The organism is Hyphomicrobium sp., from assembly GCF_036262015.1.
Lineage (GTDB): Bacteria > Pseudomonadota > Alphaproteobacteria > Rhizobiales > Hyphomicrobiaceae > Hyphomicrobium_C.
In genome coordinates, this window is record NZ_DATAJR010000006.1 from 212301 (window position 1) to 239260 (window position 26960).

Genomic DNA, 26960 nt, shown 5'->3' on the forward strand with positions numbered 1-26960 from the left:
GAAGCTCGCATGAGCATCCATCCGCAAAGCGGGGCTTACGCTCCGGGGATTTCACTCCGGCCACTCCTTCCGTGGCTGCTGCTCGCGTCTGCGCTCAGCATCACGATGATGGTGCTCGGTGCCGGGCGCGGCGACCGCTTCCTGCCGTCCATATCCGCAGGACTCCTGGTTGCTTTGGTGGTGGGGACCGGACTCGGCATCAACGCGCCCCTTTGGTCACGCACGACAGGGTCGAGTGTGCGCCCGGACGGCTTGGCGGCCGTGCGCGAAGCTCTGCGCTGCAATGTCTGGCTCGCAGCCCTCGTCTATGCGTGGGGCGCCTCGGCCCTGTTCGCGATCTACTCGCTGTCCGATTTGGTGTGGCGCCACGGTTTTCAATATGGCCTCGGCGCAACCCTTTTCGCCGCCTTCATCGGCGCATACGGGTTCAGGCTGGGCCGCGTGAAAACGCTACCCATCCCGTCGCTCATGCTGACCGCGATCCACGGCTTTGCTGCGGCGGGAGCGTTGCTCTACCTGGTCGGCACAGGCAAGCTCGACACGGTAAAGGGCGACTGGGCCGCCAATGAGGTGTTCCTCTGGGGTGGCTTTGCCATCATCGCTCTGTGCATCATGTCGGCCGTCACCCAGACCCGCGTCACGAGTTCCGGAACTGGGGTTTCCGCTTCTCAGTGAAGGCAGCCATGCCTTCTTTCTGGTCTTCGGTCGCAAACATCGCATGGAAGGTGCGCCGCTCGTAGCGAATGCCTTCCGCGAGCGTGGTCTCGTAGGCGCGGTTGACGCAATCTTTCGTCATCATCGCTGCAGTCAGGGATTGCGCCGCAATTGTTTCGGCGGTCTTGAGTGCATCCGACAGGAGGTCGGCCGCAGGCACGATCCGCGCAACGAGGCCGGACCGCTCCGCCTCTGCAGCATCCATCATCCGCCCGGTCAGGCAAAGCTCCATGGCTTTCGACTTTCCGACCGCACGGATCAGCCGCTGTGTCCCGCCTGCTCCCGGCATGATGCCGAGCTTGATCTCCGGCTGTCCGAACTTTGCAGTGTCAGCGGCAATGATCAGGTCGCAGCTCATGGCGAGCTCGCAGCCGCCACCGAGCGCAAATCCCGCGACCGCGGCAATCACCGGTTTGCGGCAACGCGCGATGCGCTCCCAGCTCGCGATGAAATCGCTTTTGTAGGCGTCGATGTAGGATTTGGTCTGCATCTCCTTGATGTCGGCCCCGGCCGCGAACGCTTTGTCGGATCCGGTCACGACAATGGCGCCAATCCCCTCGTCCGCCTCGAACCGGTCGAGTGCCTGATTGAGCTCACCGATGAGCTGATCGTTGAGAGCGTTGAGTTGGGTGGGACGGTTGAGCGTGATGAGCCCGACCCGTCCGCGCGTTTCAACCAGGATCGTTTCGTAGCTCATGGCGCGCACCTCGTTTCAGGAGCGTGATTTCGATTCAATCAAAAACAATCACGCTCTAGTGCTGACACACCGGGCAGAAAAAACTCGACCGCCCGCCTTGAACGCTGCGTCGCACAATGCCCCGGCAACCCGGCCTGACGCAAGGTTCCCCCTCGCGCCCGTACACCTGAAACGTATTTTGAAAGGCACCGCTGTTGCCATCTGCGTGCCGATAGTCACGCAACGTCGAGCCTCCCGCCGCGATCGCGGCCGCAAGCACGCTTTTGATGCCGGCGACGAGGCGCTCCGCATGGGGCGTGGGTTTCCCGGTCCGCGTGGCGAGAACGGACGCGCCACGCGACGGCTTGAGAGCGGCCCGAAACAGCGCCTCGCAGACATAAATGTTGCCGAGCCCGGCCACGATGCGCTGATCCATCAAAAACGCCTTGAGATCGCTGCGCCGCCCGAGAGCCCGCTTGGCGAGGTAGGTAGGTGTCAGATCGTCCGACAGAGGCTCGACGCCAAGCCCGCGCATCATCGCGTGCTCGGGAAGCTCCACCTCGGCCACGAGCAGCATGTATCCGAAGCGGCGCGGATCGGAGTACGTCACACGTCCGCCGCCGCGCATCTCGAAGATGGCGTGCATGTGCTTGGCATCGGCGGCTGTTTCATACTCGTAGTCGCCGAGCAGATGCGGCGCGACCTCTCCCGCCGCCTGCACGTGGAAGCGCCCGGTCATGCCGAGATGCATGAGAAGCGCTTCGCCGGTCGAGAGATGCGCAATGAGATACTTCGCGCGGCGCTCCAGGCGCGTCACTCGAGCACCCGTCAAGCGCTGGGCGAAGTTCTCCGGAAACGGAAATCTCAAATCGGCGCGGCGCGTCGAGACGCGGGCGAACGTGCGACCGAGAAGGGCCGGCTCAAGGCCCAGGCGGACCGTTTCGACCTCGGGAAGCTCAGGCATGCGCGCGAAAAACCTCTGGAGTGCTTCCGGAAAAGTGGGAACCGGTTTTCCGATAAGAAGCACACAAAACAAGGAACTAGGGTCGGACCGCTATTCAACTATAACCGGAACGGCCCTGGTGAATTCCGCGAGCAAATAAGCGGCCTATGCTCCCCCGGGCAAGGGTCAGAAATCAGCGGACGAGAAAAAGCGGTCCGTCCAATGCTTCGGCAAACGGCGCAACGCCGTCCTCATGAGGTGCGAGCACGCCGCCGAAGCGCGCGATCACAAACCCGGCGCGCTGGCGCCGCATCAGGCGCGCAACGTCCAGCGGAGTATGAATGGACATGTCCACGACGTCGAATTTGATGTTCGGTGAGGGGCTCAGAGCCAGGCGGATCTGCCCTTCGATCCAATCTTGGCGGGCTTGATCATGTTCGAGAAGCCAAAGCCGCGCGTCCCCGCCTGTGGCGGTCGCGATCCGCTCCGCCGCGCGCATCATGGGCACGAGCCGCTCCAGTTCCTCGACAACGGCGATCACCGGCCCACTCGTGCGCTGAGCTTTTGGCCCGGTCACGACGATACCTGTCGTGGCGTGGACGGTATCGAAAATCTCGGCGACGCCCATGTTTCCCTGGCCGATCGGAGTGCCGACAGTGACGACATTCCAGGGACCGTTCTCGGCGCAGGCTTGCGCGAGTGCTTGGATCGGCTCCGCGCGGACCACGCGGGTTTGAACTTTCACATCAGCCGCTCGCGCGCGGGCCAGTACGCTACGCTGCAAGGCTGCGGCGTGGGCTTGCATGTCCTTTGCCAACGAAGCCGCTGAGAATGCGCGCGTGCGGCGGCCCGACAGAGAGATCTCTCGTGCAAACGGTAGCTCCGCGAGATCGTAGAGTTGGCAATCTTCGATGAAGAGGCTTTCGATCTCGGATTCGAAGGCCTGCGCCAGACGCAGCGCCGCATCGACCGCGGTGTCGTGAGCTTCGCCCGAACCTCCGAGCCAGAGCACGACGCGTCCCCGTTGTTCGTCGGCGTGAGCGATGTGGGCGATCATCAGGCCCCCGCGCCATCTCTGCTCAAAGCGAACGTCCGCGATCGGTCGGCGTAGGCCTTGAGCTTGGCTGCAACGCGTCCGTTGACGCTCTCGGTGCCGAAGCGTCCGTCATCGCCTTTGGTTCCGGCTTCGAGCCCGGTCAGAAGCGCAATGCCGTCATCGACAGTCTTGATCGAATAGATGGTGAACCGTCCTTCGCGCACGGCATCAACGATGTCCTCGCGCAGCATCAGGTGCTGCCGGTTGGCCTCCGGAATGACGACGCCCTGCGTACCCGTCAGGCCGCGCGCGGCGCAAACGTCGAAGAATCCCTCAATCTTCTCGTTGACGCCGCCGATCGCCTGCACGTCCCCCCATTGATTGACCGAGCCTGTCACGGCGAGTTCCTGACGAAGCGGAGCGTCGGCAAGCGCCGAGAGCAGTGCGAACAGCTCGGCGGCCGAGGCGCTGTCTCCCTCGACGGTGTCGTAAGACTGCTCGAAGACCAGCGTGGCTGCGAGCGCGAGCGGAATCTCTTGGGCGAACCGGCCGGCGAGATAGCCCCAGAGGATCATCACGCCCTTGGAGTGCAGCGGACCGCCGAGTTTCACTTCGCGTTCGATATCGGTGACGCGCCCCTGGCCGAGATGCACACGGGCGGTGATGCGTGCGGGCCTTCCGAAGGAAAACGCTCCCTTCTGGATCAGCGAAAGCGCGTTGATTTGACCGATCTTCTTGCCATCCGTATCAACGAGGACGATGCCGCGTTCCACCGACTCCTGGATGTGTTCCCGGCTGCGGTCGGCTCGCCGCGTACGCTCCTTGATCGCGCGTAGGATGTCGTCCGCTGTTGTTGCCTTGCGGTCGGCACTGTCCGACCAATAGTCGGCTTCCCGCAGGATGTCGGAGATCCGGCCCGCCTCGATGCTTAGCTTGTCGCGATCTTCGGCCATCCGCGCGGCTTCTTCCATGAGACGCGCCACGCCGCTCGCTTCAACCGGTTTCAGATCGTGCGTCGCGACCATCGACGCCACGAACTGACCGAAAGCCTCGTCGTTGTCCTTGCTGCGGGCGACGGTCGTGTCGAAGTCGGCCTGAACCTTGAAGAGGCGCGAAAAGTCAGGGTCGGTTTGCTCAAGCTCGCTGAAGTGTTCGGCCTGTCCGAACAGAACGATTTTGACGAGCAGTGGAATGGGCTCGGGTGCAACCGGCTGTGTGGCGACTGCACCCGGACCAGGGCCATCCAAACCTTCGACAACGATCTCGCCGCTTTTGAGCGCCCGCTTGAGCGCTTCCCAGGCTGCGGGCACAGCGGAGAGTTGGCGTGCCTCCATGAGGAGCGCTCCGCCGTTGGCGCGATGCAGCGCGCCGGGCCGGATTATGAGGACATCGCCCGCGCTTCCGCTGCCCGGTGATCCGGTCGAAGGCGTAAGAGGGTCGATGTGGCCGACCAGGTTCGCAAGTGTTGGATTGGCGAGATCGATGACCGGCGCGCCGGATTTTTCGTCGTCGCGCGAGACGACGACGTTGACGAGGTAGCGGCGCAGGCGCGCATCCTGTGCGGGATCGAATGAGGTGACGGCGCGGCCGTTGGCGGGAGTGTCCAGAAACTGCTCGCACGTCGCCGTCAGATGCTGTTCCACTCCGGCGAGAAACGCGGCGATATCCGGAAGGTCCGCGAATGCCGACGATACTGCGTCGAGCGCTTCCTCGATCGCGTGCCGGGAAACGTCCTGATTGAGCTCCGCGAGTTGCCGGCGCCGCTCCTTGTCGGCTTTCGGCCCGCTGGCGAGAATGGTTTCCAGCTCGGTCTGGAGCGCGGACACGCGTGTTTCCACGTCGCGCCGCATGGATTCGGGAAGCTGATTGAAGACGTCGGGCTTTACAACCTTGCCGTCATGCATCGGCGCCATGCCGTAGCCGAGCGGCGTGCGCAGAACGGCAATGTTCTGCTGCGCGGCCTTGATGCGGATCGTCTCGAGCGCGTCGTCCTGGCTCGCACGAAACTCCTCTTCGATCGCGCGCCGCCGTGCCTGATAGTCTCCGGATTGAAACGCGGCCGGAAGCGTGGCTGCGACCTCGCGAAGGGCCTCAAGCAGGCTCTGACTCAGCGCCCGTCCCCGTCCAGGCGGAAGCGCCAGGGCCCGCGGGCGTCGCGGATCATCGAAGTTGGTAACGTAGACCCAGTCCGGTGGGGTTTGTGATGCCGCCGCAACTTTGGCAAGATGGGAGCGCACCACGGTGCTCTTGCCTGTGCCTGGTGGTCCGACGACAAACACATTGAAGTCGCGGGCCTTCATGCTGAGGCCGAAATTGATGGCCTTGAGCGCGCGGTCCTGGCCGATCGGGCTTGTTGCCGGATCGAGATTGTCGGTGGTCTTGAAGCCGAGCGAGGTCGGATCGACCGTGCGACGAAGCTCAGCCGGCGAAAGCGCCTGAGCACCGCTCGTGCTGGCAGAAGATGAGGATTTCTGCTCGGAGCGTGTCTCAGCGTCAGCGGTATGTGGGGATTTGGGAGCCGATTTGTTCTTGGTCAGCCGCTTGAAGAACATGAGAATGGGCGCCTCACGGGGTCATGAGCTCAAAATTGCGAGAAGCGAAGTGTGATGGCTGACGTAGCCGCCGACAAAGGAGCGCAAGGTGTCGGCAACATCAGGGCAATCTGGTGTCAGTCCCCAATGAAGGAGCGATGACGATCATCGAGGACAGTGCAGAGAACGGAATTGCCATGCCCGATATTCCGGGCGTTTCACTCGGTGGCCCCCAATCTTTGGTTGCCCGCGAGGTGTGCCGGGGCGTGGTGCGACTGCTGGCCGCCCACGGACTAGCGGCCATCGCGGAGCTGCCGTTGCCGAACGGCAGGCGGGCTGACGTGGTGGGCCTTGGGCCGGATGGTGCGATCTGGATCGTCGAGATCAAGTCCTGCTTGGAGGACTTCAGGACGGATCAGAAATGGCCGGAGTATTGGGACTTCGCGGACAGGCTATTCTTCGCGGTTCTACCGGACTTTCCGCAGGAAATTCTGCCGAGCGAAACCGGCCTGATCGTGGCCGATCGCTACGGCGGAGAAATCATTCGCCCGAGCCCTGAGGCGCGCCTCCCCGCGCCTAGGCGTAAAGCCATGACCTTGCGCATAGGCCGCGCATCGGCATCGCGATTGTCGGTGCTGCTCGACCCGACTTTGCGCGCGGCCGTGGGGATGGGCATCGGCGACGTATGAAGAAAGCGAGCCTGCTTACTTCGGTGCGCGCTTGGCCAGAATGCGCTGCAGGGTGCGCCGGTGCATGTTGAGACGGCGCGCGGTTTCCGAGACGTTACGGTTGCAGAGCTCGTAGACGCGCTGGATGTGCTCCCAGCGAACCCGGTCGGCAGACATCGGGTTGTCGGGCGGCGCAGCCTTGGCGTTGTGAGGGGCCAGCAGAGCGTCCGTCACATCATCGGCATCGGCAGGTTTGGCAAGATAGTCGACCGCGCCCAGCTTCACGGCCGAGACGGCAGTTGCGATGTTGCCGTAGCCGGTGAGCACGATAATGCGGGCATCCTGCCGCGTGCGCGTCAGCTCGGCGATGACGTCCAAGCCGTTTCCGTCCTCGAGGCGCATATCGACAACCGCAAAAGCAGGGGCCTGCGCTTTGATCAGCTCGATGCCCTCGGCAATCGAATGTGCACTTCTGACCTCGAAGCCGCGAAGCTCCATGGCGCGAGCGAGCCGCTGCAGAAAGGGACGATCATCGTCCACGATGATCAGCGAACGGTCCTCGGGCAGCTCGTCTCTTTGAAAAGATAGGTCTTCAGTTTCCACCACGTACCTCCCGAATTCTTGTGATTTATATTTAGCCGAGGACGCTACGCAAAGAGCAGAAGCTTTATTTAGCATAACTAATTGCGCAAATCGCAAGCCGGTCAAGGTAAACGCGGGTCCGGCTGATTAAATTTTATGTCTGGCCACATCGGTGGGTTCTACGCGCTTAAATTGTATCTGAAATTGGGTCTCCCGGTCCCGGCGGCTGGGGCTGGCGCTGGGGCGCTGAAGCGCCCTCCCGCGACGCCAGAGGAGCCTCGAAGGCCTTGCGCGGCCAGGCGATCCGCACGATGGCTCCATGCAAGGGCTCTGTCCGATTTTCGAGATGGAGTCGCGCCCCGGATCTTTCGAGAAGCGTTTTCGCGATGAAAAAACCGAGGCCGAGACCGGAGACCTTTCCGCCGGCTTTCTCTTTTCGCCCTGCTGAGCGCGTCGTGATGTATGGCTCACCGATATTGTCGATGACTTCGGGTTTGAAGCCGGGACCGTCGTCCGCGATCACCATTTGCACGGTCTGACCGTCCCACTCGGCGGTAATTTCCACCTGATTTTTCGCGAAGTCGGCGGCATTCTCAATGATGTTTCCGAGGCCGTAAATGATCCCGGGCTGCCGCAAGCCCATAGGTTGGCGCGCGTCGGGACCGGCCGCCGTGGCGGATGGAGCGGCATGGATTTTGATCCTCGTGCGGCCCTCCATGTACGGCGCCGCGGCTTCGTGCATCATCTCCTTTGCGGTAAGGCTGGCATGCAGCGGGTCCTCGTCAGGCGGATGCCGCGTAAGCTTCTGCAGGATTTCTCGGCAGCGCTGGGCCTGGCTTCGGAGCAGCAGGATGTCGTCACGGTGCGGACTGTCTTTCGGCATTTGCCGGTCGAGTTCGTTGGTCACCAGCGTGATGGTCGAAAGCGGGGTGCCGAGTTCATGGGCAGCCGCTGCGGCAAGCCCATCGAGGGCATGCAGCTTTTGCTCACGCGATAGCACGAGCTCCGTTGCCGCCAATGCGGCCGACATTTGCCGGCCCTCTTGCGTCAGTCTCCAGACATAAAGTGCCAGAAACGGCATTGAGGCCGCGACCGCCAGCAGGATGCCGATCTTGTAGAGGATCGGATGGGAAAGAGGCGGATCGAGATACCAGGGCAGCGGCATCGCGTAGAACGCGAGCAATGCCGTGCAACCAAGCGCCAGAGTGCCGAGCCCGATGGTATAGGCGAGCGGAAGAGTTGCCGCTGAAACCGTGACGGGAGCCACGATCAGCATGGTGAATGGATTGTCGATCCCGCCAGTGAGGTAGAGCAGCGACGCGAGCTGAATGATGTCGTAGGCCAGCAGTGCTGTCGCGAAATTGACGGAAAGACGGTGGCGCGCCGGATAGCGGATGGCGAGAAACACGTTCACCCACGCCGACACCGCAATGATGATCAGGCACGGGCCAACCGGCAGGTCGAAGCCGAGCCAGAAGTAGACCGCGCTGAGCGCCAGGATCTGGCCGATCACGCCCACCCACCTCAGGCGGACGATGGTTTGTAGCCTGAGCTGGCTGTCTCCGCTGAATGAGGCCTTGGCTTCGAAGGTCTTGCTGAGGTTTGGTATCACCGAAAATCTGCTTTTTCTGTTTTGGGACCGGCCGGAAGACCGGGACACTAGCATAGCTTGCAAGCCTGCGTGGTCTGCTCCAGATAAGGGGTGAAAAAGACCCACGGGAGACCCGAATGACAAAGAACGCGAATGGACCGAGCGCGGGGAGCGCGTCCCGAAAAACCCTCCTTCTGGCCCTGCTCGTGGGTCTTGCCGCCGGCGTTCTGACAGCGGTTCTGTTGGTCGCCGTTCCCGGACCCGGCGCTGTGAAGACCGAAACCGCCGGTAAGGCCCTCATCGGCGGCCCCTTCAGCCTCCTGGACCCGTCAGGCAAGCGCGTGACGGACAAGGATTTTGCTGGCCGGCCCATGCTCGTCTATTTCGGCTTTACGCATTGCCCTGACGTCTGCCCGGCAGGGCTTCAGGTCATTGCAGCCGCTCTGGATCGGATGGGCGACATGGCCAAGGGCATCACGCCGATCTTCATCACTGTCGATCCCGAGCGCGATACGCCCGAGGTGCTCGGCAAGTATGTGAAGAGTTTTCACCCGGAGATCGTTGGCCTCTCCGGTTCGCCGGACGACATCGCAGCCGTGACGAAAGCCTATCGGGTCTACGCCAAGAAGGTCCCGGACGAAGAACGGCCTGGCGAATACAACGTGGACCATAGCTCGTTCATGTACCTCATGAATGGGCGAGGCGAGTTCGTGAAACACTTCCCCCACAGTGTGGATGCCGAGAAGCTCGCGCAGGAGCTGAAGCAAGTCGCGCAGGAACCGGCTGGGGCCGGTGCGAGCTAGCCCGTTTCGCCAATCGCCTCGAATCAGTGCATTCTCGGTACGGGGATGCGCAAAAAATCATCACAGTTTCGAGTCCCGCGGTGCTTCGCCGCTTTGGGACCGTGAGCTGAGAGCACCCCGCGTTTTTCAGTAAGTGGGACGGGCTGTCGTAGGACGGCTAGGCGAGCACACGAAAGCGGGGGTGCTGGTGCTTTACCACTTCTACGAATTTAGCCACGCAGCGCTCAAACCGGCGCGCGCTGTCGCCGAATCCTTTCGCTTCCTCTTCGAAAGTCCCTTCAATCCGTTGACGCACACGTCCGTCGGCCGCCATGCCGCCGCGGCGTGTGAAGTTTTCGAACGCACAACCCGACGCTACGACAAACCCGTGTTCGGGCTGTCGAAAACGACAATCGGTCAACGCGACGTGCGCGTTTCGGAGGAGGTGATCTGGGAGCGGCCATTCTGCCGCCTGATCCATTTCCGGCGTGACGTCAGCCCGGCGGAGCGCGAAGCCGATCCACGGATCATTCTCGTGGCGCCGATGTCCGGCCATTTCGCGACGCTCTTGCGCGGTACGGTGGAAGCGCTGCTGCCGAACCACGAGGTTTTCATCACGGACTGGTTGGACGCGCGCGGCGTACCCGCTGCGGCCGGACGCTTTGGCCTGGAAGACTACGTGGACTACGTACGCGAGATGCTCTCGCTGTTTTGCGGTGACGTGCATGTCTTCGCCGTATGCCAGCCTGCCGTGCCAGTCATGGCGGCCGTTTCGCTCATGGAGCAGGACAACGATCCGAGCGTGCCCCTGAGCATGATCCTCGCCGGTGGCCCCATCGATACGCGCGTGAGCCCAACCGCTGTCAATCGCGTTGCGGTCGAGAATGGCATCGACGTCTTCGAGCGCAACGTCATCACCACTGTTCCTTGGCCCCATGCCGGCGCAGGCCGCATGGTCTATCCGGGTTTCCTGCAGCTGTCGGGCTTCATGTCGATGAACTTCGACCGCCACGCCAACGCCCATAAGGATCTGTTCCTCCACCTCGTGCGAGGGGATGGAGATTCGGCCGAGAAGCATCGCGAATTCTACGATGAGTATCTGGCCGTGATGGACCTCACGTCCGAGTTCTATCTCGACACCATCGACACGGTCTTCATTCGCCACGCGTTGCCCAAGGGCGAAATGCGTCATCGCGGCCGCCTCGTCGATCCGGCCCAGATCCGCAAAACGGCGCTCATGACCATCGAGGGCGAGAAGGACGATATCACCGGGCTCGGCCAGTGCCGCGCCGCTCATGATCTCTGCAAGGATCTGTCTGAAGACAGGCGACTGCACATCGAGTGCGCCGGGGTAGGCCACTACGGCATTTTCAACGGATCGCGGTTCCGCGCTGAGATCGCGCCGCGCATCGCGCAATTCGTGCGCACGTTCGATCCGCGCGCCGAGCTGATCCGGAACCACCCGATCACGTCGCGTCGGACCGCCGCCGCCAGCATTGCGGGCTACGACCCGTCGTCGGTGGCGTTCACCTTTGCGCCGGCCAACGACACGCAGCCACCCCCGCGCACGGCAGGCAACGTTTAGAGCGGGACCGCTCGCGTTCCGGGCTTTGTGGTTCGCGGCGCTTCCGTCTCAGCCTTTTTCGAAACCGGTTAGACGGCACCCAGCAGGGACTTCGACGCACCCGCCGCGTCTCGAGCAGCTGCGCTACGTGCGGCGGAGTTGATCGTATTGACGAGCAGCATTGTCACCGTCATCGGTCCCACGCCGCCCGGCACGGGCGTGATGAACGACGCACGCTTCGACACCCCTTCAAAATCGCAATCTCCGACCAATTCTCCCGACGGCAGTCTATTGATGCCGACGTCGATCACGACCGCGTCTTTCCTGACCATCGGCCCTGTGATCAGGTTCGGGCAGCCCGCCGCGACGACAAGGATATCGGCCAGCACCGTGTACTGCGCCAGGTCGCGCGTCTTCGCGTGGCAGACGGAAACCGTCGCTTCATGCTGCATCAGCATCAGCGCCATGGGCTTGCCGACGATGTTGCTAGCTCCGACGACGACGGCATTGCGTCCGATCACGGAGATCCCTTCGTGCTCGAGCAGCCGCATCACGCCGTAGGGTGTGCATGGCGGAAACACGGTGCCGCCGACAACAAGACCTCCGACGTTGTAGAGATGGAAGCCATCGACATCCTTCTCGGCCGGAATCGTGCCGAGCACGCGCTCGATATTGTAGTGCTTGGGCAGCGGAAGCTGCACCAGGATGCCGTCCACGTCGGGATCCGCCTTCAAGCGCTCGATGAGACGGATCACGTCGTCCTCGGTGGAGGTCTCCGGCAGCAGGAAGCGTTCCGATCGGATGCCGACGTCCTCGCAGGCCCGCATCTTGTTGCGGACGTAGACCGCGGACGCCGGGTTGCTCCCGACCATGATAACCGCCAGTCCCGGTGTCACGCCCTGCTCCCGCTTGAGCGCCTCAACGCGCTCCCGGCATTTCTGGCGTTCTGCTGCGGCTACGGCCTTGCCGTCGATGAGACGTGCTGTCATTGCGTTTCCCAACAGTAAAATTGATTGAATAATACGCAATAGTTTGGGAGTCGCAAGCACCATTGAGATCCACTCCAGCATCGTGCATTGGCGCGGGAAAATGCGGGAGTGGGTCGCGTCGAGCGGCGAAGATGCTGATTTGGAACGGATTAAACGAAGTCCGCTCTCACGCATGGTTCGCGTGTCGGAGCGGAAGACGAGAGTCGCTAAGGAATCCAGCCCTTATCGAGATCCATGGCCTGGCGTGACTTGGAGGCGCCGTCGCGATCGAAGTGCACGGCCGTCCAGGCGAGATGCGTCCCGGCTTCTTCCGATGAGCGCGAGCGTAGCGTGACGAGCACGCTTTCGCCGGCCTCAAGCGTCATCGGCTTTTCCAGCGGGAAATAGAGCTGCTCCCAATGCGTGCGCGGTGCGCCCGGTGCCGTGGACAGCGTGATGCCGTCGATCAGATCGGCCTCCCACCAGTAGGCGAAGCCGTAAACGGTTTGCGCCTTGTCGAGCTTCCACGAGATCTCGCCTTTACGCGCGCCCTTGGTGTCCGATCCAAGCGTGACCGTGTCCCACACCTTGGCCGAGCGGCCGCCGTCGAGAAGGTCGTCGGCCGTGAAGCTGCGCACGTAAGCGTTGTTGAGGCTCATTTGCCGGGCGACGGACAGATCGAGCCCGAAACCCACGCTGTCCCACACGACAAGCTCACGATGAATGCGGTCCGACACGACCGGAACGGCGAACTGACGGATACGCGCGGGAATGATCACGCCACCATCCTTGAGGTGCCGTTTCCGCGCATCTGCCAGCGTGTCGATGATGTTTTCTTCGAACGCGTAGTTGCCAAGCGTCTCGGAGACGACCACGTCGACGCGTGGAGGATCGTCCATCTCGGTGGAATGGCACGGCATGAGATGGCACGTTTTGCCGGCGCGGTTGGCCTTGATCGTCGCCGCGGCAACGCCAGCCACTTCGGCGGCTTCATAGAGCATCACCTCGCGGGCGCCGAGCTTCGAAGCCATGAGGCCGAGAAGTCCTGTCCCGGCCCCGATGTCCGCAACCGCCGTCTCGCCGGGCCTGATCACCCGCGAGAGCGCGTCATGGAAAGCTTGATTGCGAACGTGGTCGGCGATCAGCGTGCGATGGTATTCGATGCGCATGAGGGCTCAGGATCAGATCGGTGCGGCGGCGTAGCCCGCAGCAGTCTCGGTCGTCTCTGTGACGGGTGCCGTTGTGTAGCTCAGACCGCGATCCTGCGCAAAGTGCAGCATGGCGCGTTCGGCGAGCGCGGTGATCGTGAGCAGCGGATTGACGCCCAGCGAACGCGGGATCACTGCGCCGTCGACGACATAGAGCCCTTCGTGGACGGCCGTATCGCCTGCGTTCACCGATCCGGAAAACACGCGGCACTTGTGATCGACGACACCGTTGGTGCGGTCGCGTCCCATGCCGCAGCCCCCGAGCGGATGCGCGGTTGCCGGCTGATGCCCCATCACGGTACCCGCGAGAGGGTTCTTGACGTACGAGCCACCGCTAGCGGCCACGAGCTTCGAAAGGATGGCATCGAGCTTCGCATAGACCGGCTCGTTTTTCGCGTCGGCCCACGAGAGCGCGAGTTGGTCGTCTTCTAGAGAGAAGCGCCCGGACGCGCTGTCGTGCGACACGGCAAAGAACGTCTGCAGGCTGGCGAACGGGCCCTTATAGACGCCGTTGACGAGGCTCTGCAGGGCGCCGAGCAGCCGCCCGTTCGGAAGGAAGAGGACCGGAAGCACGGACGCGAACGCCGACGGCAGCGCGCCTTCCTGCACGTTGAGTTCGTTAGCAAGGGTGTCGGCGTCGCGGAATTCCAGCTGTCCGGAGACGGACGCGCCGATTTCGAGCCCGTCAACCTTGGACGGATGTCCGACGCCGACGCCGTTGACGATCATCTTGGAGCCATAGCCGAAGGCAATGATGTCGCCGTTGGCCGAAAACCGCTGGCCCAGCCGATCCGAAAGCGCGAGCCCAGCCTCGCGCGACCGCAGCAGGATTTCCGTCGAGCCGAGCGTGCCCGCTGCCAGCACCACGATCTGCGCTTCGAGCGAAACGTCAGACGTCTGGCCGCGATCCGGCCCCACGGCCCGCGCGGACACGTGCCAGATCCCGTCGGGACCCTTGCGCACGGTATCGACCTTGAGGCCCGTGAAGAGTTCCGCCCCGTGACGCACGGCGTCGGGCAGATAGGTCATGGCGACGGTGTTCTTGGCGCCGACGTTACAGCCCGCGCAGCAATCGCCGCACCGCGTACAGGCTTTCTGGGAGATGCCGGCCGGGTTGGTATTGTCCTCGAAGCTGACGGCGACGCGCGGAGGCACAAGCGTTCCGCCGAGCCCCTGGCCAGAGCGTTCGAGAACGCCGAACTTGGTCATCTCGCGTGCCCGCGGATCGGCGGAGGGGCGCAGCCACTGCTCGGCGCGCCGATAGCCTTCCCCGAGCGTGCCGTCCTGCGCCACCTGACCGGGCCAGGCGTCGTCGGTGAACACGCGCCAGTCAGGGATCAGCGACACGCCGGCGTTGACGAGCGATCCGCCGCCAAGGCCGCAACCGACGAGAACGTGCATGTCGCGGCCGAGGCGCACGTCGTAGAGCGCCTGCTCCGATCCGGTCTTGAAGCTCTTGCCGGTGACCTGGAACTCGTTCTTGAGCTCGGAAAATTTCTGCGGGAACTCGCCCGTCTGGATTTCGCGGCCACGCTCGAGCACGGCGACGCGCTTGCCTGCCCGCGCGAGGCGGGAAGCGGTGACACCCCCGCCATAGCCGGAACCCACGACGATCACATCGTAGCGAGACTTGAGCGCTCCGAGCGGAAGACTAAGCCGCGACATTCTCTAATCCCGCCTAACGTGTTGAGCTGCACCGGGCCTTGACCCGGCGGCAACCTGCAGGCCCACACCCGAGCCGGCTGTTCCGCACGTGACGTCCCCACGGCCCAGGGGTATCCCCGTAAGGATCAAAGTGCAACGCGGGCGGACGAAGCTCCGGGTGCCTTTGCGGCCGCATGGTGAATCCAGGCAACGATGCAGCTTAACGACATCTCGAATGAAATTTCGCCAAATTCGGCTGCTTACTCACCAATTCCTGATCCTGACGCCACGTGTCCGGGCTCGTTGAGACCCGGCTGGCGCGCACCGCGCTGCGGGAGTGTGTTCCGCGTCTTCAGGAGCAAAACGAGGCTGTAGCTCAGGGGCAGAGCGCCCGGTTCGCCGGGAGGTCAAGGGTTCGATTCTCTTTAGCTTCTCCAAAACGGCTAGCTCAGTGGATAGAGCACAAGATTAGGGATCTTGCTGTCGTGGGTTCGACTCCCATGCCAAATCGCCTTTCAGCGATCTCCATCTGGGAAGCCGGTCGTTGCTTCGGCCCATGTTTCGCTTCGAGGCTTCGGCCAAGAAGGGGAGCGGAAGGCAAACGTCGATGCGCTCCGCGCACTCGCGGATACCGCCTCGCGGCAGAGCCGGAGCCGTTCGTTGGAGCCTCGCTCGTCCTTTGGGACCGGCGGGATCAGGCGGGCGGCGCAGGGCCGAGCGGCGGGGCTCAAGCGGGGGCCCGCGTTGTCGTCGTGGGGTGACGGCCGGCGACCTGCCGGCCGCTCGATAAAGTTACGAACGAAATGAACGGGACGATCACGTTTTTTTATATCTGAATTGCACCGGCCCTCGATCGTGAGCCGATACCTCTGGAGTTTCCCATGTCTCGCTTGAGCTTTTGGACCACGGCAGTCGTGAAGGACGACGAGCGCGCATTTCTACGGCGCGATGGCCGCTTCGTGCGGCTGCTCGAGCCCGGCCGGTTCGCGGACTTCGATCCGTTTGGTCAGCTATCCGTCGAGATCGTGAAAGTTCTCCGCGCCGAGATCGCGCCCGAGAAGGCGCTGCTACTCGCCAAGACGGAGCCGGACGTGGCGAGCGAAAACTTCGCGATTGTCAAGCCCGGCCCGACCGAGGTCGCCATCGTGTCCATGGACGGCGAGCCGAGGCATCTGGTGCTGCCGAACACGACACGCGCCTTCTGGAAGACGCTGACCGCGATCGATGTCGAAGTCATCGATACGGCGGAAACGTTGCGCGTTGCCAAGCGCCACCTCGACAAGCTCGACGCCTCGCGCGCGGGCGGCGCCATCGTGACAACGGTTGTCGAGGCGAACGAGGCGGGACTTCTCTATGTCGACGGCGTTTTGACGGAACAGTTGAAGCCGGGCCGTCACGCGTTCTGGTCGGTCGGCCGCACCGTGCGCATCGTGAAGGCGGATCTGCGTCCGCAGGCGCTTGAGGTAACGGCGCAGGAAATCCTGACCAAGGATCGCGTTGGCATCCGCGTGACGCTGACGGCCTTCGCGCGCATCGTCGATCTGGAGAAGTCGGCGGCTGCGTCAGGGGACGTCAACGCGACACTGTACCGGTACATCCAGTTTGCCATCCGCGAAGCGGTGGCCGCACGCACGCTCGATGAAATCCTGGCCGCGCGCGACACGATCGACCGCGAGGTGCGGGCGTACGTGACGGAGCGTGCGGCGATGCTCGGCGCGGAGGTCGGTGAGATCGGCGTCAAGGACGTCATCCTGCCGGGTGATGTGCGCGAGCTTCTGAACAAGGTCGTCGAAGCCGAGCGGGTTGCCAAGGCGAACATCATCCGTCGCCAGGAAGAGACGGCCGCCACGCGCTCGCTGCTCAACACCTCCAAACTGATGGAGAACAACCCGCTCCTGATGCGCTTGAAGGAGCTTGAGGCGCTTGAGAAGCTGGTCGAGAAGGTCGGCCGCATCGACTTGCACACCGGTGCTGGAGTCGGGGGCTTCGATGCCCTGCTGACCAATCTCTACAAGCTCGGCGCCGAGAAGGCACCGGACTGAGCCTGAACGTATAAGGCCCGCAACGTGAGTTGCGGGCCTTCGCTTGCGTGCACACATCGGGAGCCGCGCGTGTCTTCACGCATTCGATGCGCGATCATCGTCATAGCGCTTGCAGCGGTCGCAGTTTTCGCGGCGCCCCACGTCTATCCGCGTTTCGAGCTTGCGCCGCTTCTGTATCCGGTCGTCGGTGTCGACGTCTCGAACCATCAGGGCGAGATCGATTGGAACGCCCTGGCATCGAGCGGCGTCGCCTTCGCGTACATCAAGGCGACGGAAGGCGGAACGTTCAAGGACAAGAGCTTTGCGCGCAACTGGCGGGAAGCCGAGCGCGTAGGCGTGAAGCGCGGTGCCTATCACTTCTTCACGCTCTGCAAAAGCGCGATCGAGCAGGCGCAGAACTTCATCGAGACGGTGCCCAAGGAACCGCACGCGCTGCCGCCCGTTGTCGACGCCGAGCACATGGGCCCCTGTACCGCGACGCTCACCCCCAGCGACCACGTCGCGATGCTCGGGCAGTTCCTCGACACCGTCGAGAAGCACTACGGGCGCCGTCCCATCGTCTACACGACCTGGGAGTTCGACGGGGCCATGCTGGACAACGCCCTGCCCCGCGAACGCTTCTGGGCGCGGAGTCTCGTCGTTCCGCCGCCGTTCCGCCGCGACCAGTGGCTGATCTGGCAGTATCACAATCGTGGCCGCCGTCCCGGTGTGAAAGGCGACCTGGATCTCAACGTCTTCTGCGGAAGCCTGGACGAATTCGAGCGCTTCGCCGCCGGCATCACGTCTCCGGAAACCATCCCGTAATCCCGTTTGTCGGTAACCATTGAAATATCGCTAACCTGACGCGATATCACGGTCCCACGCTAGGTCTCGCGCCCCGGAGGAAAAACACCATGCACGTTACGATCGACGACGCTCAGAAAATCGTTGCCGCAGCCGTCAAGGAAGCGCAGCAGACAAAGACTCAAATGTGCATCGCCGTAGTCGACAGCGGCGCAGACTTGAAGGCGTTTTTCCGCATGGACGGCGCCTGGGTGGGCTCCATCGACATCGCCATCAAGAAGGCCAAGACGGCCGTCTTCTTCGGCATGCCGACGGGCGCCATCGGCAAGCTCTCACAGCCCGGCGGCCCGCTGTTCGGCATCGAGCATTCGAATGACGGCCTGATCACCTTCCCGGGCGGTCTCCCCATCGTTGACAATGAGGGCGTTCTGGTCGGTGCCATCGGCGTGTCTGGCAGCTCGGTCGAGAACGACCATCAGGTGGCGGCAGCCGGCGTGAAGGTCGTCGGCGTCTCCGATCTGCCGGAGCATCCCTGGCGCACGTAAGCGATCACGAGTTTGCTGCGATCGGCCCCTCTCGCTTCACGGCGGGAGGGGTTCTTTGTTTGTGGTGCAGGTGATATCGAGCCCCTGTGCCTCCGCCAGGATGTCGGCTAGAGGCACGAGGCCATGGCACGGCAACGCGCCGGTCCGTGTCTCCAACCCTGAAGCCAGCCGCTTCGCCAAAGCAACTGAGACGAGCGCCGGAACATAAGGCCCGTGTCCGCTCCGCGCTGCGAGTATCCAGGTCATGGACTTCGGTTTGCCGTCGCGTCCGAGTCCGCGTAGCGCAACCGTCATGCCGCCCCGATCGCTACCCAGCCGATGAAGGCTGCGCTTCACCGCAAGCAAACGCGGTGCAAGCGATGCGAGGCTCGACACCAGGCCCGCTCGCACCAGCCAGGATGCGGCCCAGAGTCCGAGATGAAACGCGGAGACTTCCAGCCCGGCCTGGAACCGGACCGTCTGGATACCGGCAACATGCGCTGGCAGGAGGTCGAGATCTGGCACATCCACATAGCCGAGCCAGCGCCGCCCCGCCGCGCCGAATGAACCCCGGCGCAATCCTTGCCAGCCGTACACGGTTCGCCAGGTTCCGTTGCTCAGCATGCGCATCGGCTGGCCGACGCCGCCGAGCACGGAAGCAACCGTTGCGACGCCAGGGTCGAACGAGTTGCCCGGCGAAATGGCGATGTCGATCTCACGCAACCCCGCGAACGCGTCGCGGTAGTGGGTGACCACGGCCGAGGAGAGTCCAGGCACCGAGCTCGCGCCGCTGACGACCAGCACGCCAGCGTCGCGTGCCGCTGCGTCCAGCGTCTTGATACCGGCCACGAACGCGCGCGCATCCGCAAGATCTACGTAGTGACAGCCTGCGCCAATCGCGGATCGCGCCAGCGTGTAGTCTCCGCTTTGAAACGGGCCGGACGCATTGATCACGAGGTTCGCGCCGGTCGCCGCAATCTCGGTCGCCGTCACGGACGATGCGTCGAGAGCCACTGAGGAAGTGGGCCGCCCCGTGGCTCGCGTCAGCGCTTTGGCTTGCGCGTCCAGCGCTGCGCGAGTTCGCCCGGCCAACGTGAGATCGAACAGGTCGCTACGCAACAGCAGCTCGGCGATCTTGGCGCCAAACGCCCCCGTGCTGCCGACGATCAAGACCCGAAAGCGATCTCCCCGCGTGATACTCAGGCCCCGCCTCCCTCTATTAACCCGGCCGTAACCCTAAACGCACATTTGCACCAATCCTTCAAATGCAATGCGCCCGCGCAAGAAATGGGCGCGCAATGCTCTGCGTTTGGGCAAGCCGCGCTTCCAGGAAAATCGAACGACCCACAAGTGTCTGTCCCGACGGCATCCGTCGCTCAGGTCTCACGATCTGTCCCGAACTGGGACGCAGCTTCTGCCTGATTTGTGAGCATTTGTTCTAGGAATTCAATGAGTTCCGACGGTTAGAGGCATCCGCTGCGAAAGACGCCGTTAAGCCCTGCCGTCGATGATGAGGCAACAACGATCGAATGGGCTCGGCAAATGAACAGGCGGACTTCCAGCAAACGCAATGGACCAGTAGGCAGGCGTCCGCTGCGTGCCGCCTTGCGCGTGCTCCGGGGAGACGTCGCGACCAGGCACGGCGCGGACGCCGCCGCCCAGATTTCGGAGCTGGAAGGCGCACTTCAGGTCGCGCGCACAGCGGTCGAAGCGGCCCGCACCGCCAATGCGCGCCTGCGCGAGGCAATCGACATTCTTCCCCAGGGCATCGTCTTTCTGGATTCCGAGGGCAGGTACGTCCTTTGGAACGAGCAATACGCTCAGATCTACCATCGCTCCGCTGATCTCTTCAAAGTTGGCGCCCGCCTCGCGGATACCCTTCGCGAGGGTGTTATGCGCGGCGACTATCCGGCCGCCGTTGGGCGCGAGGAGGAGTGGATCGCGGAACGCCTTGAGAAGCTCAAAACGCCGAGTGAGCGCCATGAGCAGTGGCTCGCCGACGGCCGCTGCATCCTGATTGACGAGCGTCACACGAGCGAGGGCGGCGTGATCGGCTTGCGCGTCGACATCACGCAATTGAAGGAACGTGAAGCCTCCTTCCGGATGCTGTTCGAAGCCAATCCCGTTCCAATGTATGTCGTCGCACAGACAGGAAAAACGATCCTGTCGGCGAATGCGGCCGCAAGAAATCACTACGGATATCCCGGCACTGAAATGATCGGACGGCCGGTCGATTGCCTACACCTTGGTCCTGAACACGGCAGCCTTGAGGATCTCTATAGCCCCGCGCCCGGCATCCTGGCCGATCATGTCTGGACCCACTTGAAGCGGGACGGCTCGCAGATCGAGGTGGCGCTCTATTCGCAAGCCATCGAGCACGAGCGCACGTCCGCTGTGCTGGTGGCGGCCGTTGACATCACCGAGCGCCGCCGCGCGGAAGCTCAGGTCGCCTATCTGGCGCACCATGACCCCCTGACAGGACTTGCGAACCGCACGCGTCATTTGGAGCACGCCGACGAGATGCTGCGGTCCGTCGCGGAGAACGGCGGCATTGGCGCCTCGCTCTGCATCGGCATCGACAACTTCAAGTCCGTCAACGAGACGATGGGACCCGCCGCAGGCGATCAACTGCTGCAGGCCGCCTCCCGGCGGATTGCAAAAACGCTGCGGCAGGGCTCGTCCGCGGCGCGCCTGGGCGGCGACGAGTTCGGCATCATCATGCCCGACGTCGCCGATCCGGAAGAAGTGAGCGCCGTCGCCAAGCGGCTGATTGATGTCATCAGCTCCCCGTTCCGAATTCAGGGCCAGCGGGTGAGCATCGGCGCCAGCATCGGCATTGCTGTGGCTCCGAACGACGGCCACGAGGCCGGCAAGCTATTGAAGAACGCAAACCTCGCCCTGTCGCAGGTCAAGCTGCGCGGCAAAGGGGCGTTCCGCTACTTCGAACCCGAGATGAACGCGCGAGCGCAAGAGCGGCACCGTCTCGAACGCGATCTGAGGGCGGCCTTAGAGAACAATGCGCTTCAGGTCCACTATCAGCCGCTGGTCTGTCTTTCGACTGGACGGATTGTGGCCGCCGAGGCCCTCGTGCGCTGGGAGCACGAAGAGCGCGGCTATGTCTCGCCGGCGGAATTCATTCCCATAGCTGAGGAGGCGGGCCTGATCGGCGCGTTGGGCCAGTTTGTGCTCCGGCGCGCCTGCCACCACGCGACGGCTTGGCCCGAAACGATGCGCGTGGCGGTCAACCTCTCACCGATCCAATTTCGGTGCAGCAACGTCCGCGATATGGTCCAAGACGTTCTGTCGGCCACTGGTCTCAACCCCGATCGGTTGGAGTTGGAGATCACGGAGTCGCTCTTTCTCGATCGCTCGAACCTCGTCCTCGATACGCTCGCGGAGCTCCGCAAGCTCGGGACCCGCATTGCCATGGATGACTTCGGCACCGGCTATTCGTCGCTCGGTTACCTCTGCAGCTTCCCGTTCGACAAGATCAAGATCGATAGCTCGTTTGTTCATGGGATTTCGACCAACGTCGAGCAACAGGCCGTCGTTCGTGCCATCGTTGGACTTGGCCAGACGCTCGGCAAAACCATTACGGCGGAAGGCATCGAGACCGATGCAGAGCTGGCGTGCCTGCGTGGCATCGGCTGTGATCAAGGGCAGGGCTTCCTGTTCAGCAAAGCGCGTCCTCAGGATGCCTTGCTGCCCTTCATAACCAAGCGCAAACCGAAGCGCGTCGCCTGACGAGCGCGCTGAGGAATCAATGCGCGTCCTTGCTAGGCGTCGTGCCGCTCGCGGCGGCCGGCTCCTTGTGGTTGCCATGAGCGATGCGGTCGGAAAGCGCAAGCAACACGCTCGAAACGACGAACACCACGTGCACGACGACCAGCCAGAAGATCTCGCGGTCATTGACGTTCTGGATCGACATGAACTGCTTCAAGAGCTGAATGGCCGAAATCGCGACGATCGACGAGAGCAGCTTCAGCTTGAGTCCGGAGAAGTCGATCGTGCCCATCCACTCCGGCCAGTCTCGGTGCCCCGTGTGATCGATCTTGGAGACGAAGTTCTCGTAGCCCGAGAAGATGACGATGATCAGCAGCGATCCGGTCAGCGTGAGGTCCACGAGCGCCAGAACGCCGAGGATCACTTCGGTTTCCGTCGAGGTGAAGGCATGCGCTGCGATGTGGAACAGCTCGCCTGCGAACTTGATGAGCAGCACGACCAGAGAGACTGCGAGGCCGAGGTAGAACGGCGCCAGGATCCAACGGCTGGCAAACACGATAGCTTCGAAAGCGTTTTCGACTTTCTCGATAAACGAATCCCACATGCTGGTGCCCTCATGCGCTTGGCTCTTCGAAGGGCTGTATGGCACGCGGGTCAGACGTCCAGCAAGCGGGTGGATCAGCGCTGGCTAACGGCTTGGCTGGAGGGGGCACCTGCGGCTGGCGCCGCCAAGTTTTGATCTTTGCGCTCGGCCGTAACGACGACTGGAGCCGGGCATCCCGTGCGGATGGCGCCGAGCATCATGTCCTCGCGCGACTTCCCGCGGCGGGGCTTGCCCGTCTCCTCGGTGTGCTTGCTCGATTTCGGGGGCGCATCCTGGACGCGATAGGTGCCCTCGCAGACGCTGACGCGCGGCGGGCGCCGTGTGCGCTCGAACGAATCCGATCCTGCTTTCAGAGAGGCCCAGAACCCATGCCACGGGCTCGACGCCCTGGCTGCGAGCGCTGCGTCTGTCATGCGGAAGGGAAACACGTGGACGGGAATGTGCCGCTGCCCGTCGCGGATTGCGGCCTTGGCGAGCCCGTAGATCTCGCCAATCACGGGATTGGTCATGGCGAAGCAGCCGACCGACGAGCATCCGCCGTGCATCAGAATGTACGAGCCGTCGCGATTGTGGGCGCGGTCGAACGCATTCGGAAAGCCAAGGTTGATCGCGCGCTGCCAGCGGCCGAGATGGCGAATCTGCCGGTTGGTGATCGTGTAGAACCCTTCGGGCGTCTGCTTGTCGCCTTCCTTGAGCTTCGGTCCCACCGTCCCGGACCAGTGACAGATGGGATACGTCGCGAAGAGAACGTACTGCTCGCCCCTCTCGATCCAAATCTCGAGCTCGCTCGTCTCCTTGAAGATGCGCATCAGCATCGGCGAGCCGGACTTGACGCCTGCCTCCGCGAGGCGCTGATCGAACTTGCTGATGTCCGGCGTTTTGGCCAGAGGCAGCCGGCCATCAGCTGCGGCCCGCTGGCGTTCGATCCGGTCGGACGCCACATCCTTGAGCTCGATGGTGAGCGCCGAAGCGCCATGGGTGGCGACCGTGAGCCCGGCAAGCATCGCGAGCCCGGCTGCTACCGCCGGTCGCCCCGCAACGCGCCATTTCGGCATTGGGCCAGCCATCTCGTCACTCGAGGAAAAGGGTACACTACGCAATTCAAAGCACGGCTGACTGGAGGACGAAACCTTGGCTTCGCTTTATCGGTAATTCGACCATTCCAGCGCTGCCGCGCCGCAACAGCAGCTGTGGAAAATGGTGAAAAACTCGGGACTTGCCAGAAATTAGGGAGTGGCCGGACAGCTGGCCTCGACCGGGGTGCTGCCATCCGATCCTTCGGCACCTGGAGCAAAGGCATACTTCGTCCCGCACGCGCTGACCTTGGGAGGCACGTGGCGCGCTTCAAAGAGATCGTATCCGGGCTTTAGCCCGGACCAGAATGCGGCCTGAGGCGAATTCGCGTGGCGGCTCAGGTTGTGCTCCGTCAGACGGAATGGAAACACTTGCACTTGGAAGCGCTGCTGCCCGCCGCGCAGTGCGGCTGTCACCAGGCTCCACATCTCGTCGATGACCGGGTTCGTCATCGCGTAGCAGCCGATCGAGCCGCAGCCGCCGTGCACCATCAGGAATGAGCCGGTGCGCTTGTGGGCCTGGTCGAATGCGTTGGGGAAGCCGAGATTGAAGGAGCGATGCCAGGAGCTGTTCGGATTGAGCGCCTTCGAGTCGACCGTATAGAAGCCCTCGGGCGCCTGCCGGTCGCCCGTCTTGATCTTGGGACCGAGCTCTCCTGACCACTTGCAGATCGGGTAGGTCGCGAAGCGGTGAAAACGGCCGTCGCGCATCATCCAGAGCTCGAGTTCGAACTCGCGCTTGAAGATGCGCATGAAGATCGGATTGCCGACGGCGAGCCCGTGCGAGGCAAGGCGTCCGTTGAGATCGGAAAGGTCCGGCGTTCCCGGCAGCGCGATATTGAAGTCGGCCAGCGTATGCCGCCAGAACCGCTGCGCACGGATCCACTCGCGTTCCGCTTCGAGCGGCCACGCGAACGCGAACAGCCCGATGGTCACGGGCACGGCAATCAGGACGAGGACGAGGAGTCGGAAAATGGTCGCGATGACGCTTCTGCCCGAAGCGCGTCGGCGTTCCGGTTTCGGCTCAGTCACGCGTGAAGCTCCCGAGGACGAAGGTGCGAGGCTCTAGGGATTGAAGCCGAGCGCCGAGGCGCCGGGCGGCATACCGGAGGTTCGCGAGATCGAGCCCGTTGCCGCGAAGTACTCCTGCGACTCCCGCGTCGAAGCCGCGACGTCCGCCGCGCTGCGCGTCTTCGGACCGACGACCGTTACGCGCTCGGTCGCGAGCTGCCATTCGGCGGGGCGCGGTGAAAACGGCTGCAAAGCGGGCCTTTGAAAGCGCGGGCAGCGACCGCTGGGGTCGAGCTTCTGCGGAGAGGCAAGCGTAGCGTTGACCACGTAACGCTTCTCGCACACGGCGATCGCCGGCGGAATGCGGTTGACCTCGAAGAAGTCGTAGCCTTCCTTCAGCGTTTTCCAGAAAGCGTACCACTTATGCTGCTTGAAACGATCCAGCTTCTCCTGCGTCATGCGGAAGGGGAAGGCATGGACCTCGAAGCCGGTCTGACCGCTGCGGAAAGCATCGCGCGCCAGCGCATAGATTTCTTCCGCAAGCGCATCCGTCATGGCGTAGCAGCCGGCTGACTTGCACTTGCCATGCACCATCAACGCCTCGCCCGTACGGCCGAGCGAGCGATCGTAGGCGTTGGGATATCCGAGATTGAAAGCCAGATAAAACTTGGAGTTCGGGTTCATCTGGCTTTGCGAGATCGTGTAGAAGCCCTCCGGCGCCTGCTTGTCGCCTTGGAACTGCTTCGGACCCAGTTCGCCGGACCAGTTGCAGATCGGGTAGGTCTTGAAATGATAGAAGCGCCCGTCGTCGCGCATCTTCCACACTTCGAGCTCGGACTCTTCCTTGAAGATGCGCACGAAAATTGGCGCAGCCGAGTTCATGCCCTTCTTTCCGAGGAGCGAGACCGTCTCTGCTGTGAGTGGTTGTTCGGCGGGCGGGATAAGCCCTGTGGCGGTGCTGCAGGCCGAAACCAAAAGCGCAACGAGCCCGGCGGCGACCGCGAGCTTGAGGCGAGAGACGATCCTGTCACCGAGGATGTTTAGACGCACACGCATTCCCCCTGGCGCATACGAACGACCATCCGACCGAAACCGTAAAGATTCCATTAACGTTACGGATTCCCCAAAGTTTTCAGCGCGTGAACGCAATTGTCAAGTGTTGCCCGGGAATGCGGCACCGGTGGGGCGCTGCCGCTGTGCGCCCTACAACTGGCGCCCGATGCCGAGGAAGCGATCATGGCGCATACGCCTGATCTCAGAGGGAGATTTGCCATCGAACTCTGCCAGGGCCTTGGCGATTGCATCCCCAGCCGTCTGGATGGCGAGGGCGCGGTCGCGATGCGCTCCACCCACAGGTTCGCGGATAATGACGTCGATCACGCCTAGGGTATCCAGGTCCTGGGCCGTGATTTTCATGTTCGTCGCGGCGTCGATGGCTTTGGCTGAGTCGCGCCAGAGGATTGAGGCCGCGGCCTCCGGCGAGGCAACCGTATAGATCGAATGCTCGAGCATCAGGATCCGGTTGGCGGTCGCAATGGCAACCGCGCCGCCCGATCCGCCCTCGCCGATGACGACAGCGATGATTGGCACGCCGACTTCGAGGCACTTGTCGGTCGAGCGGGCGATGGCTTCGGCCTGCCCGCGCTCTTCGGCGCCGATTCCGGGATAGGCGCCCGCGGTATCGACCAGCGTGAGGACGGGAAGATTGAAGCGATCGGCCATGTCCATGAGGCGGACTGCCTTGCGGTAGCCCTCAGGGCGCGCCATGCCGAAGTTGTGCCGGATGCGGCCTTCCGTATCGGAGCCCTTCTCGTGACCGATGACGACCACCGGCCTGCCCCGGAAGCGACCGAGGCCACCCATGACAGCTTCATCTTCGGAAAAGTAGCGGTCGCCTGCCAGCGGCGTGAAGTCCTCGATCAAGGTTGCCACGTAGTCGAGGCAGTGCGGGCGGTCGGGGTGCCGGGCCACCTGGGTCTTCTGCCAGGGGCTCAGCTTTCCGTAGGTGTCGACAAGCGCCGCTTTGGCCTTCTGCTCGAGCTTCTTGATCTCGTCCGAGATCTGGACGCCCTCGCCGTTTTCGAGAGCCTTCAGCTCCGAGACTTTGCTTTCAAGCTCGGCGATCGGCTTTTCGAAATCGAGATACGTGCGAACGGCAATGGGGCGGTCGGACTTTGTGGGTTCCAAGGAGAGGCCTCATCCTGCCGCGGCTCAGCACGGCGTTCTTCGGGATTGCATGAATTTGGGGGCACGTTGACCTTCCCGCTTCTCGCATGTCAAGGCCCGCGCGGAT

General features: G+C 63.0%; 23 protein-coding genes and 2 tRNA genes. 10 read left to right on the forward strand and 15 right to left on the reverse strand.

Features of this window, described 5'->3' with window-relative positions; all coding sequences use genetic code 11:
- Window positions 1-9: 9 nt before the first annotated feature.
- Window positions 10-675 carry a hypothetical protein gene (locus VHO05_RS06580; protein WP_329645798.1) on the forward strand — a complete coding sequence of 222 codons (666 nt, stop codon included), beginning with the start codon at window positions 10-12 and terminating at the stop codon, window positions 673-675.
- On the opposite strand, the gene VHO05_RS06585 is transcribed toward VHO05_RS06580, so the two are convergent.
- The 4 genes from VHO05_RS06585 to VHO05_RS06600 all read right to left on the reverse strand — a co-directional run bounded on the left by VHO05_RS06585 (window position 638) and on the right by VHO05_RS06600 (window position 5921).
- Entirely contained in the window at window positions 638-1411 is a 774-nt protein-coding gene (locus VHO05_RS06585; RefSeq protein WP_329645799.1) for an enoyl-CoA hydratase, read from the reverse strand. The genes VHO05_RS06580 and VHO05_RS06585 overlap by 38 nt on opposite strands.
- Window positions 1412-1466: 55 nt before the next feature.
- Window positions 1467-2354 (reverse strand): bifunctional DNA-formamidopyrimidine glycosylase/DNA-(apurinic or apyrimidinic site) lyase, encoded by an 888-nt coding sequence (mutM, locus tag VHO05_RS06590; protein WP_329645800.1) that lies wholly within the window; start codon window positions 2352-2354, stop codon window positions 1467-1469.
- Between the two features lie 172 nt (window positions 2355-2526).
- Entirely contained in the window at window positions 2527-3390 is an 864-nt protein-coding gene (locus tag VHO05_RS06595; RefSeq protein WP_329645801.1) for a hypothetical protein, read from the reverse strand.
- A complete protein-coding gene (locus VHO05_RS06600; RefSeq protein ID WP_329645802.1) occupies window positions 3390-5921 on the reverse strand; it encodes a Lon protease family protein in 2532 nt (843 codons plus the stop codon). The genes VHO05_RS06595 and VHO05_RS06600 overlap by 1 nt, the downstream gene beginning before the upstream one ends.
- A 137-nt stretch (window positions 5922-6058) precedes the next feature.
- Here VHO05_RS06600 and VHO05_RS06605 point away from each other — a divergent pair, with 137 nt between their 5' ends.
- Complete coding sequence (locus VHO05_RS06605; RefSeq protein ID WP_329645803.1) at window positions 6059-6589, forward strand: MmcB family DNA repair protein; 531 nt, start codon at window positions 6059-6061, stop codon at window positions 6587-6589.
- A gap of 15 nt (window positions 6590-6604) precedes the next feature.
- Here the strand turns inward: VHO05_RS06605 and VHO05_RS06610 are convergent, their stop codons facing one another.
- Together VHO05_RS06610 and VHO05_RS06615 are read right to left on the reverse strand one after the other, a co-directional pair.
- A complete protein-coding gene (locus VHO05_RS06610; RefSeq protein WP_329645804.1) occupies window positions 6605-7171 on the reverse strand; it encodes an ActR/PrrA/RegA family redox response regulator transcription factor in 567 nt (188 codons plus the stop codon).
- Window positions 7172-7337: 166 nt separating this feature from the next.
- Complete coding sequence (locus VHO05_RS06615) at window positions 7338-8762, reverse strand: ActS/PrrB/RegB family redox-sensitive histidine kinase (protein ID WP_329645805.1); 1425 nt, start codon at window positions 8760-8762, stop codon at window positions 7338-7340.
- Between the two features lie 116 nt (window positions 8763-8878).
- Between VHO05_RS06615 and VHO05_RS06620 the strand changes: the two genes are divergently transcribed.
- Together VHO05_RS06620 and VHO05_RS06625 are read left to right on the forward strand one after the other, a co-directional pair.
- A complete protein-coding gene (locus tag VHO05_RS06620; protein ID WP_329645806.1) occupies window positions 8879-9544 on the forward strand; it encodes an SCO family protein in 666 nt (221 codons plus the stop codon).
- A gap of 187 nt (window positions 9545-9731) precedes the next feature.
- Window positions 9732-11108 carry a polyhydroxyalkanoate depolymerase gene (locus VHO05_RS06625; RefSeq protein ID WP_329645863.1) on the forward strand — a complete coding sequence of 459 codons (1377 nt, stop codon included), beginning with the start codon at window positions 9732-9734 and terminating at the stop codon, window positions 11106-11108.
- A 68-nt stretch (window positions 11109-11176) separates the two neighbouring features.
- Here the strand turns inward: VHO05_RS06625 and folD are convergent, their stop codons facing one another.
- From folD to VHO05_RS06640, 3 genes are all read right to left on the reverse strand, one after another.
- A complete protein-coding gene (gene folD, locus VHO05_RS06630; protein WP_329645807.1) occupies window positions 11177-12076 on the reverse strand; it encodes a bifunctional methylenetetrahydrofolate dehydrogenase/methenyltetrahydrofolate cyclohydrolase FolD in 900 nt (299 codons plus the stop codon).
- 206 nt (window positions 12077-12282) lie between these two features.
- Complete coding sequence (locus VHO05_RS06635) at window positions 12283-13224, reverse strand: 50S ribosomal protein L11 methyltransferase (protein ID WP_329645808.1); 942 nt, start codon at window positions 13222-13224, stop codon at window positions 12283-12285.
- Window positions 13225-13236: 12 nt separating this feature from the next.
- Window positions 13237-14928, reverse strand: a complete 1692-nt coding sequence (locus VHO05_RS06640; protein ID WP_329645809.1) for a GMC family oxidoreductase N-terminal domain-containing protein — start codon at window positions 14926-14928, stop codon at window positions 13237-13239.
- Window positions 14929-15272: 344 nt separating this feature from the next.
- Between VHO05_RS06640 and VHO05_RS06645 the strand changes: the two genes are divergently transcribed.
- From VHO05_RS06645 to VHO05_RS06665, 5 genes are all read left to right on the forward strand, one after another.
- Window positions 15273-15344: transfer RNA gene (locus tag VHO05_RS06645), tRNA-OTHER, on the forward strand.
- Between the two features lie 4 nt (window positions 15345-15348).
- Window positions 15349-15413, forward strand: a tRNA-Pro gene (locus tag VHO05_RS06650).
- A gap of 375 nt (window positions 15414-15788) precedes the next feature.
- Window positions 15789-16949, forward strand: coding sequence for a slipin family protein (locus VHO05_RS06655; protein ID WP_329645810.1), 1161 nt, complete (start codon window positions 15789-15791; stop codon window positions 16947-16949).
- 69 nt (window positions 16950-17018) lie between these two features.
- Window positions 17019-17753 carry a GH25 family lysozyme gene (locus VHO05_RS06660; protein ID WP_329645811.1) on the forward strand — a complete coding sequence of 245 codons (735 nt, stop codon included), beginning with the start codon at window positions 17019-17021 and terminating at the stop codon, window positions 17751-17753.
- An 89-nt stretch (window positions 17754-17842) separates the two neighbouring features.
- Window positions 17843-18277, forward strand: coding sequence for a heme-binding protein (locus tag VHO05_RS06665; RefSeq protein ID WP_329645812.1), 435 nt, complete (start codon window positions 17843-17845; stop codon window positions 18275-18277).
- A gap of 36 nt (window positions 18278-18313) precedes the next feature.
- Here the strand turns inward: VHO05_RS06665 and VHO05_RS06670 are convergent, their stop codons facing one another.
- Window positions 18314-19426 carry a saccharopine dehydrogenase family protein gene (locus VHO05_RS06670; RefSeq protein WP_329645813.1) on the reverse strand — a complete coding sequence of 371 codons (1113 nt, stop codon included), beginning with the start codon at window positions 19424-19426 and terminating at the stop codon, window positions 18314-18316.
- A gap of 372 nt (window positions 19427-19798) precedes the next feature.
- Here VHO05_RS06670 and VHO05_RS06675 point away from each other — a divergent pair, with 372 nt between their 5' ends.
- Window positions 19799-22000, forward strand: coding sequence for a putative bifunctional diguanylate cyclase/phosphodiesterase (locus VHO05_RS06675; RefSeq protein WP_329645814.1), 2202 nt, complete (start codon window positions 19799-19801; stop codon window positions 21998-22000).
- 16 nt (window positions 22001-22016) lie between these two features.
- On the opposite strand, the gene VHO05_RS06680 is transcribed toward VHO05_RS06675, so the two are convergent.
- The 5 genes from VHO05_RS06680 to VHO05_RS06700 all read right to left on the reverse strand — a co-directional run bounded on the left by VHO05_RS06680 (window position 22017) and on the right by VHO05_RS06700 (window position 26854).
- Entirely contained in the window at window positions 22017-22583 is a 567-nt protein-coding gene (locus VHO05_RS06680; RefSeq protein ID WP_329645815.1) for a TIGR00645 family protein, read from the reverse strand.
- A gap of 74 nt (window positions 22584-22657) precedes the next feature.
- A complete protein-coding gene (locus VHO05_RS06685; protein ID WP_329645816.1) occupies window positions 22658-23650 on the reverse strand; it encodes a murein L,D-transpeptidase family protein in 993 nt (330 codons plus the stop codon).
- A gap of 159 nt (window positions 23651-23809) precedes the next feature.
- On the reverse strand, window positions 23810-24688 hold the full coding sequence (locus VHO05_RS06690) for a murein L,D-transpeptidase family protein (RefSeq protein WP_329645817.1): 879 nt from the start codon (window positions 24686-24688) through the stop codon (window positions 23810-23812).
- Between the two features lie 33 nt (window positions 24689-24721).
- Entirely contained in the window at window positions 24722-25723 is a 1002-nt protein-coding gene (locus VHO05_RS06695) for a murein L,D-transpeptidase family protein (protein WP_329645818.1), read from the reverse strand.
- A 147-nt stretch (window positions 25724-25870) separates the two neighbouring features.
- Complete coding sequence (locus VHO05_RS06700) at window positions 25871-26854, reverse strand: acetyl-CoA carboxylase carboxyltransferase subunit alpha (protein WP_329645819.1); 984 nt, start codon at window positions 26852-26854, stop codon at window positions 25871-25873.
- Between the last annotated feature and the right edge of the window lie 106 nt (window positions 26855-26960).

Coding starts and splice junctions, on each gene's coding strand:
- mutM (WP_329645800.1), bottom strand. CDS start 2,354: ATGCCTGAGCTTCCCGAGGTCGAAACGGTCCGCCTGGGCCTTGAGCCG.
- VHO05_RS06585 (WP_329645799.1), bottom strand. CDS start 1,411: ATGAGCTACGAAACGATCCTGGTTGAAACGCGCGGACGGGTCGGGCTC.
- VHO05_RS06620 (WP_329645806.1), top strand. CDS start 8,879: ATGACAAAGAACGCGAATGGACCGAGCGCGGGGAGCGCGTCCCGAAAA.
- VHO05_RS06665 (WP_329645812.1), top strand. CDS start 17,843: ATGCACGTTACGATCGACGACGCTCAGAAAATCGTTGCCGCAGCCGTC.
- VHO05_RS06695 (WP_329645818.1), bottom strand. CDS start 25,723: ATGCGTGTGCGTCTAAACATCCTCGGTGACAGGATCGTCTCTCGCCTC.
- VHO05_RS06685 (WP_329645816.1), bottom strand. CDS start 23,650: ATGGCTGGCCCAATGCCGAAATGGCGCGTTGCGGGGCGACCGGCGGTA.
- VHO05_RS06680 (WP_329645815.1), bottom strand. CDS start 22,583: ATGTGGGATTCGTTTATCGAGAAAGTCGAAAACGCTTTCGAAGCTATC.
- VHO05_RS06655 (WP_329645810.1), top strand. CDS start 15,789: ATGTCTCGCTTGAGCTTTTGGACCACGGCAGTCGTGAAGGACGACGAG.
- folD (WP_329645807.1), bottom strand. CDS start 12,076: ATGACAGCACGTCTCATCGACGGCAAGGCCGTAGCCGCAGCAGAACGC.
- VHO05_RS06675 (WP_329645814.1), top strand. CDS start 19,799: ATGAACAGGCGGACTTCCAGCAAACGCAATGGACCAGTAGGCAGGCGT.
- VHO05_RS06580 (WP_329645798.1), top strand. CDS start 10: ATGAGCATCCATCCGCAAAGCGGGGCTTACGCTCCGGGGATTTCACTC.
- VHO05_RS06640 (WP_329645809.1), bottom strand. CDS start 14,928: ATGTCGCGGCTTAGTCTTCCGCTCGGAGCGCTCAAGTCTCGCTACGAT.
- VHO05_RS06600 (WP_329645802.1), bottom strand. CDS start 5,921: ATGTTCTTCAAGCGGCTGACCAAGAACAAATCGGCTCCCAAATCCCCA.
- VHO05_RS06595 (WP_329645801.1), bottom strand. CDS start 3,390: ATGATCGCCCACATCGCTCACGCCGACGAACAACGGGGACGCGTCGTG.
- VHO05_RS06635 (WP_329645808.1), bottom strand. CDS start 13,224: ATGCGCATCGAATACCATCGCACGCTGATCGCCGACCACGTTCGCAAT.
- VHO05_RS06605 (WP_329645803.1), top strand. CDS start 6,059: ATGACGATCATCGAGGACAGTGCAGAGAACGGAATTGCCATGCCCGAT.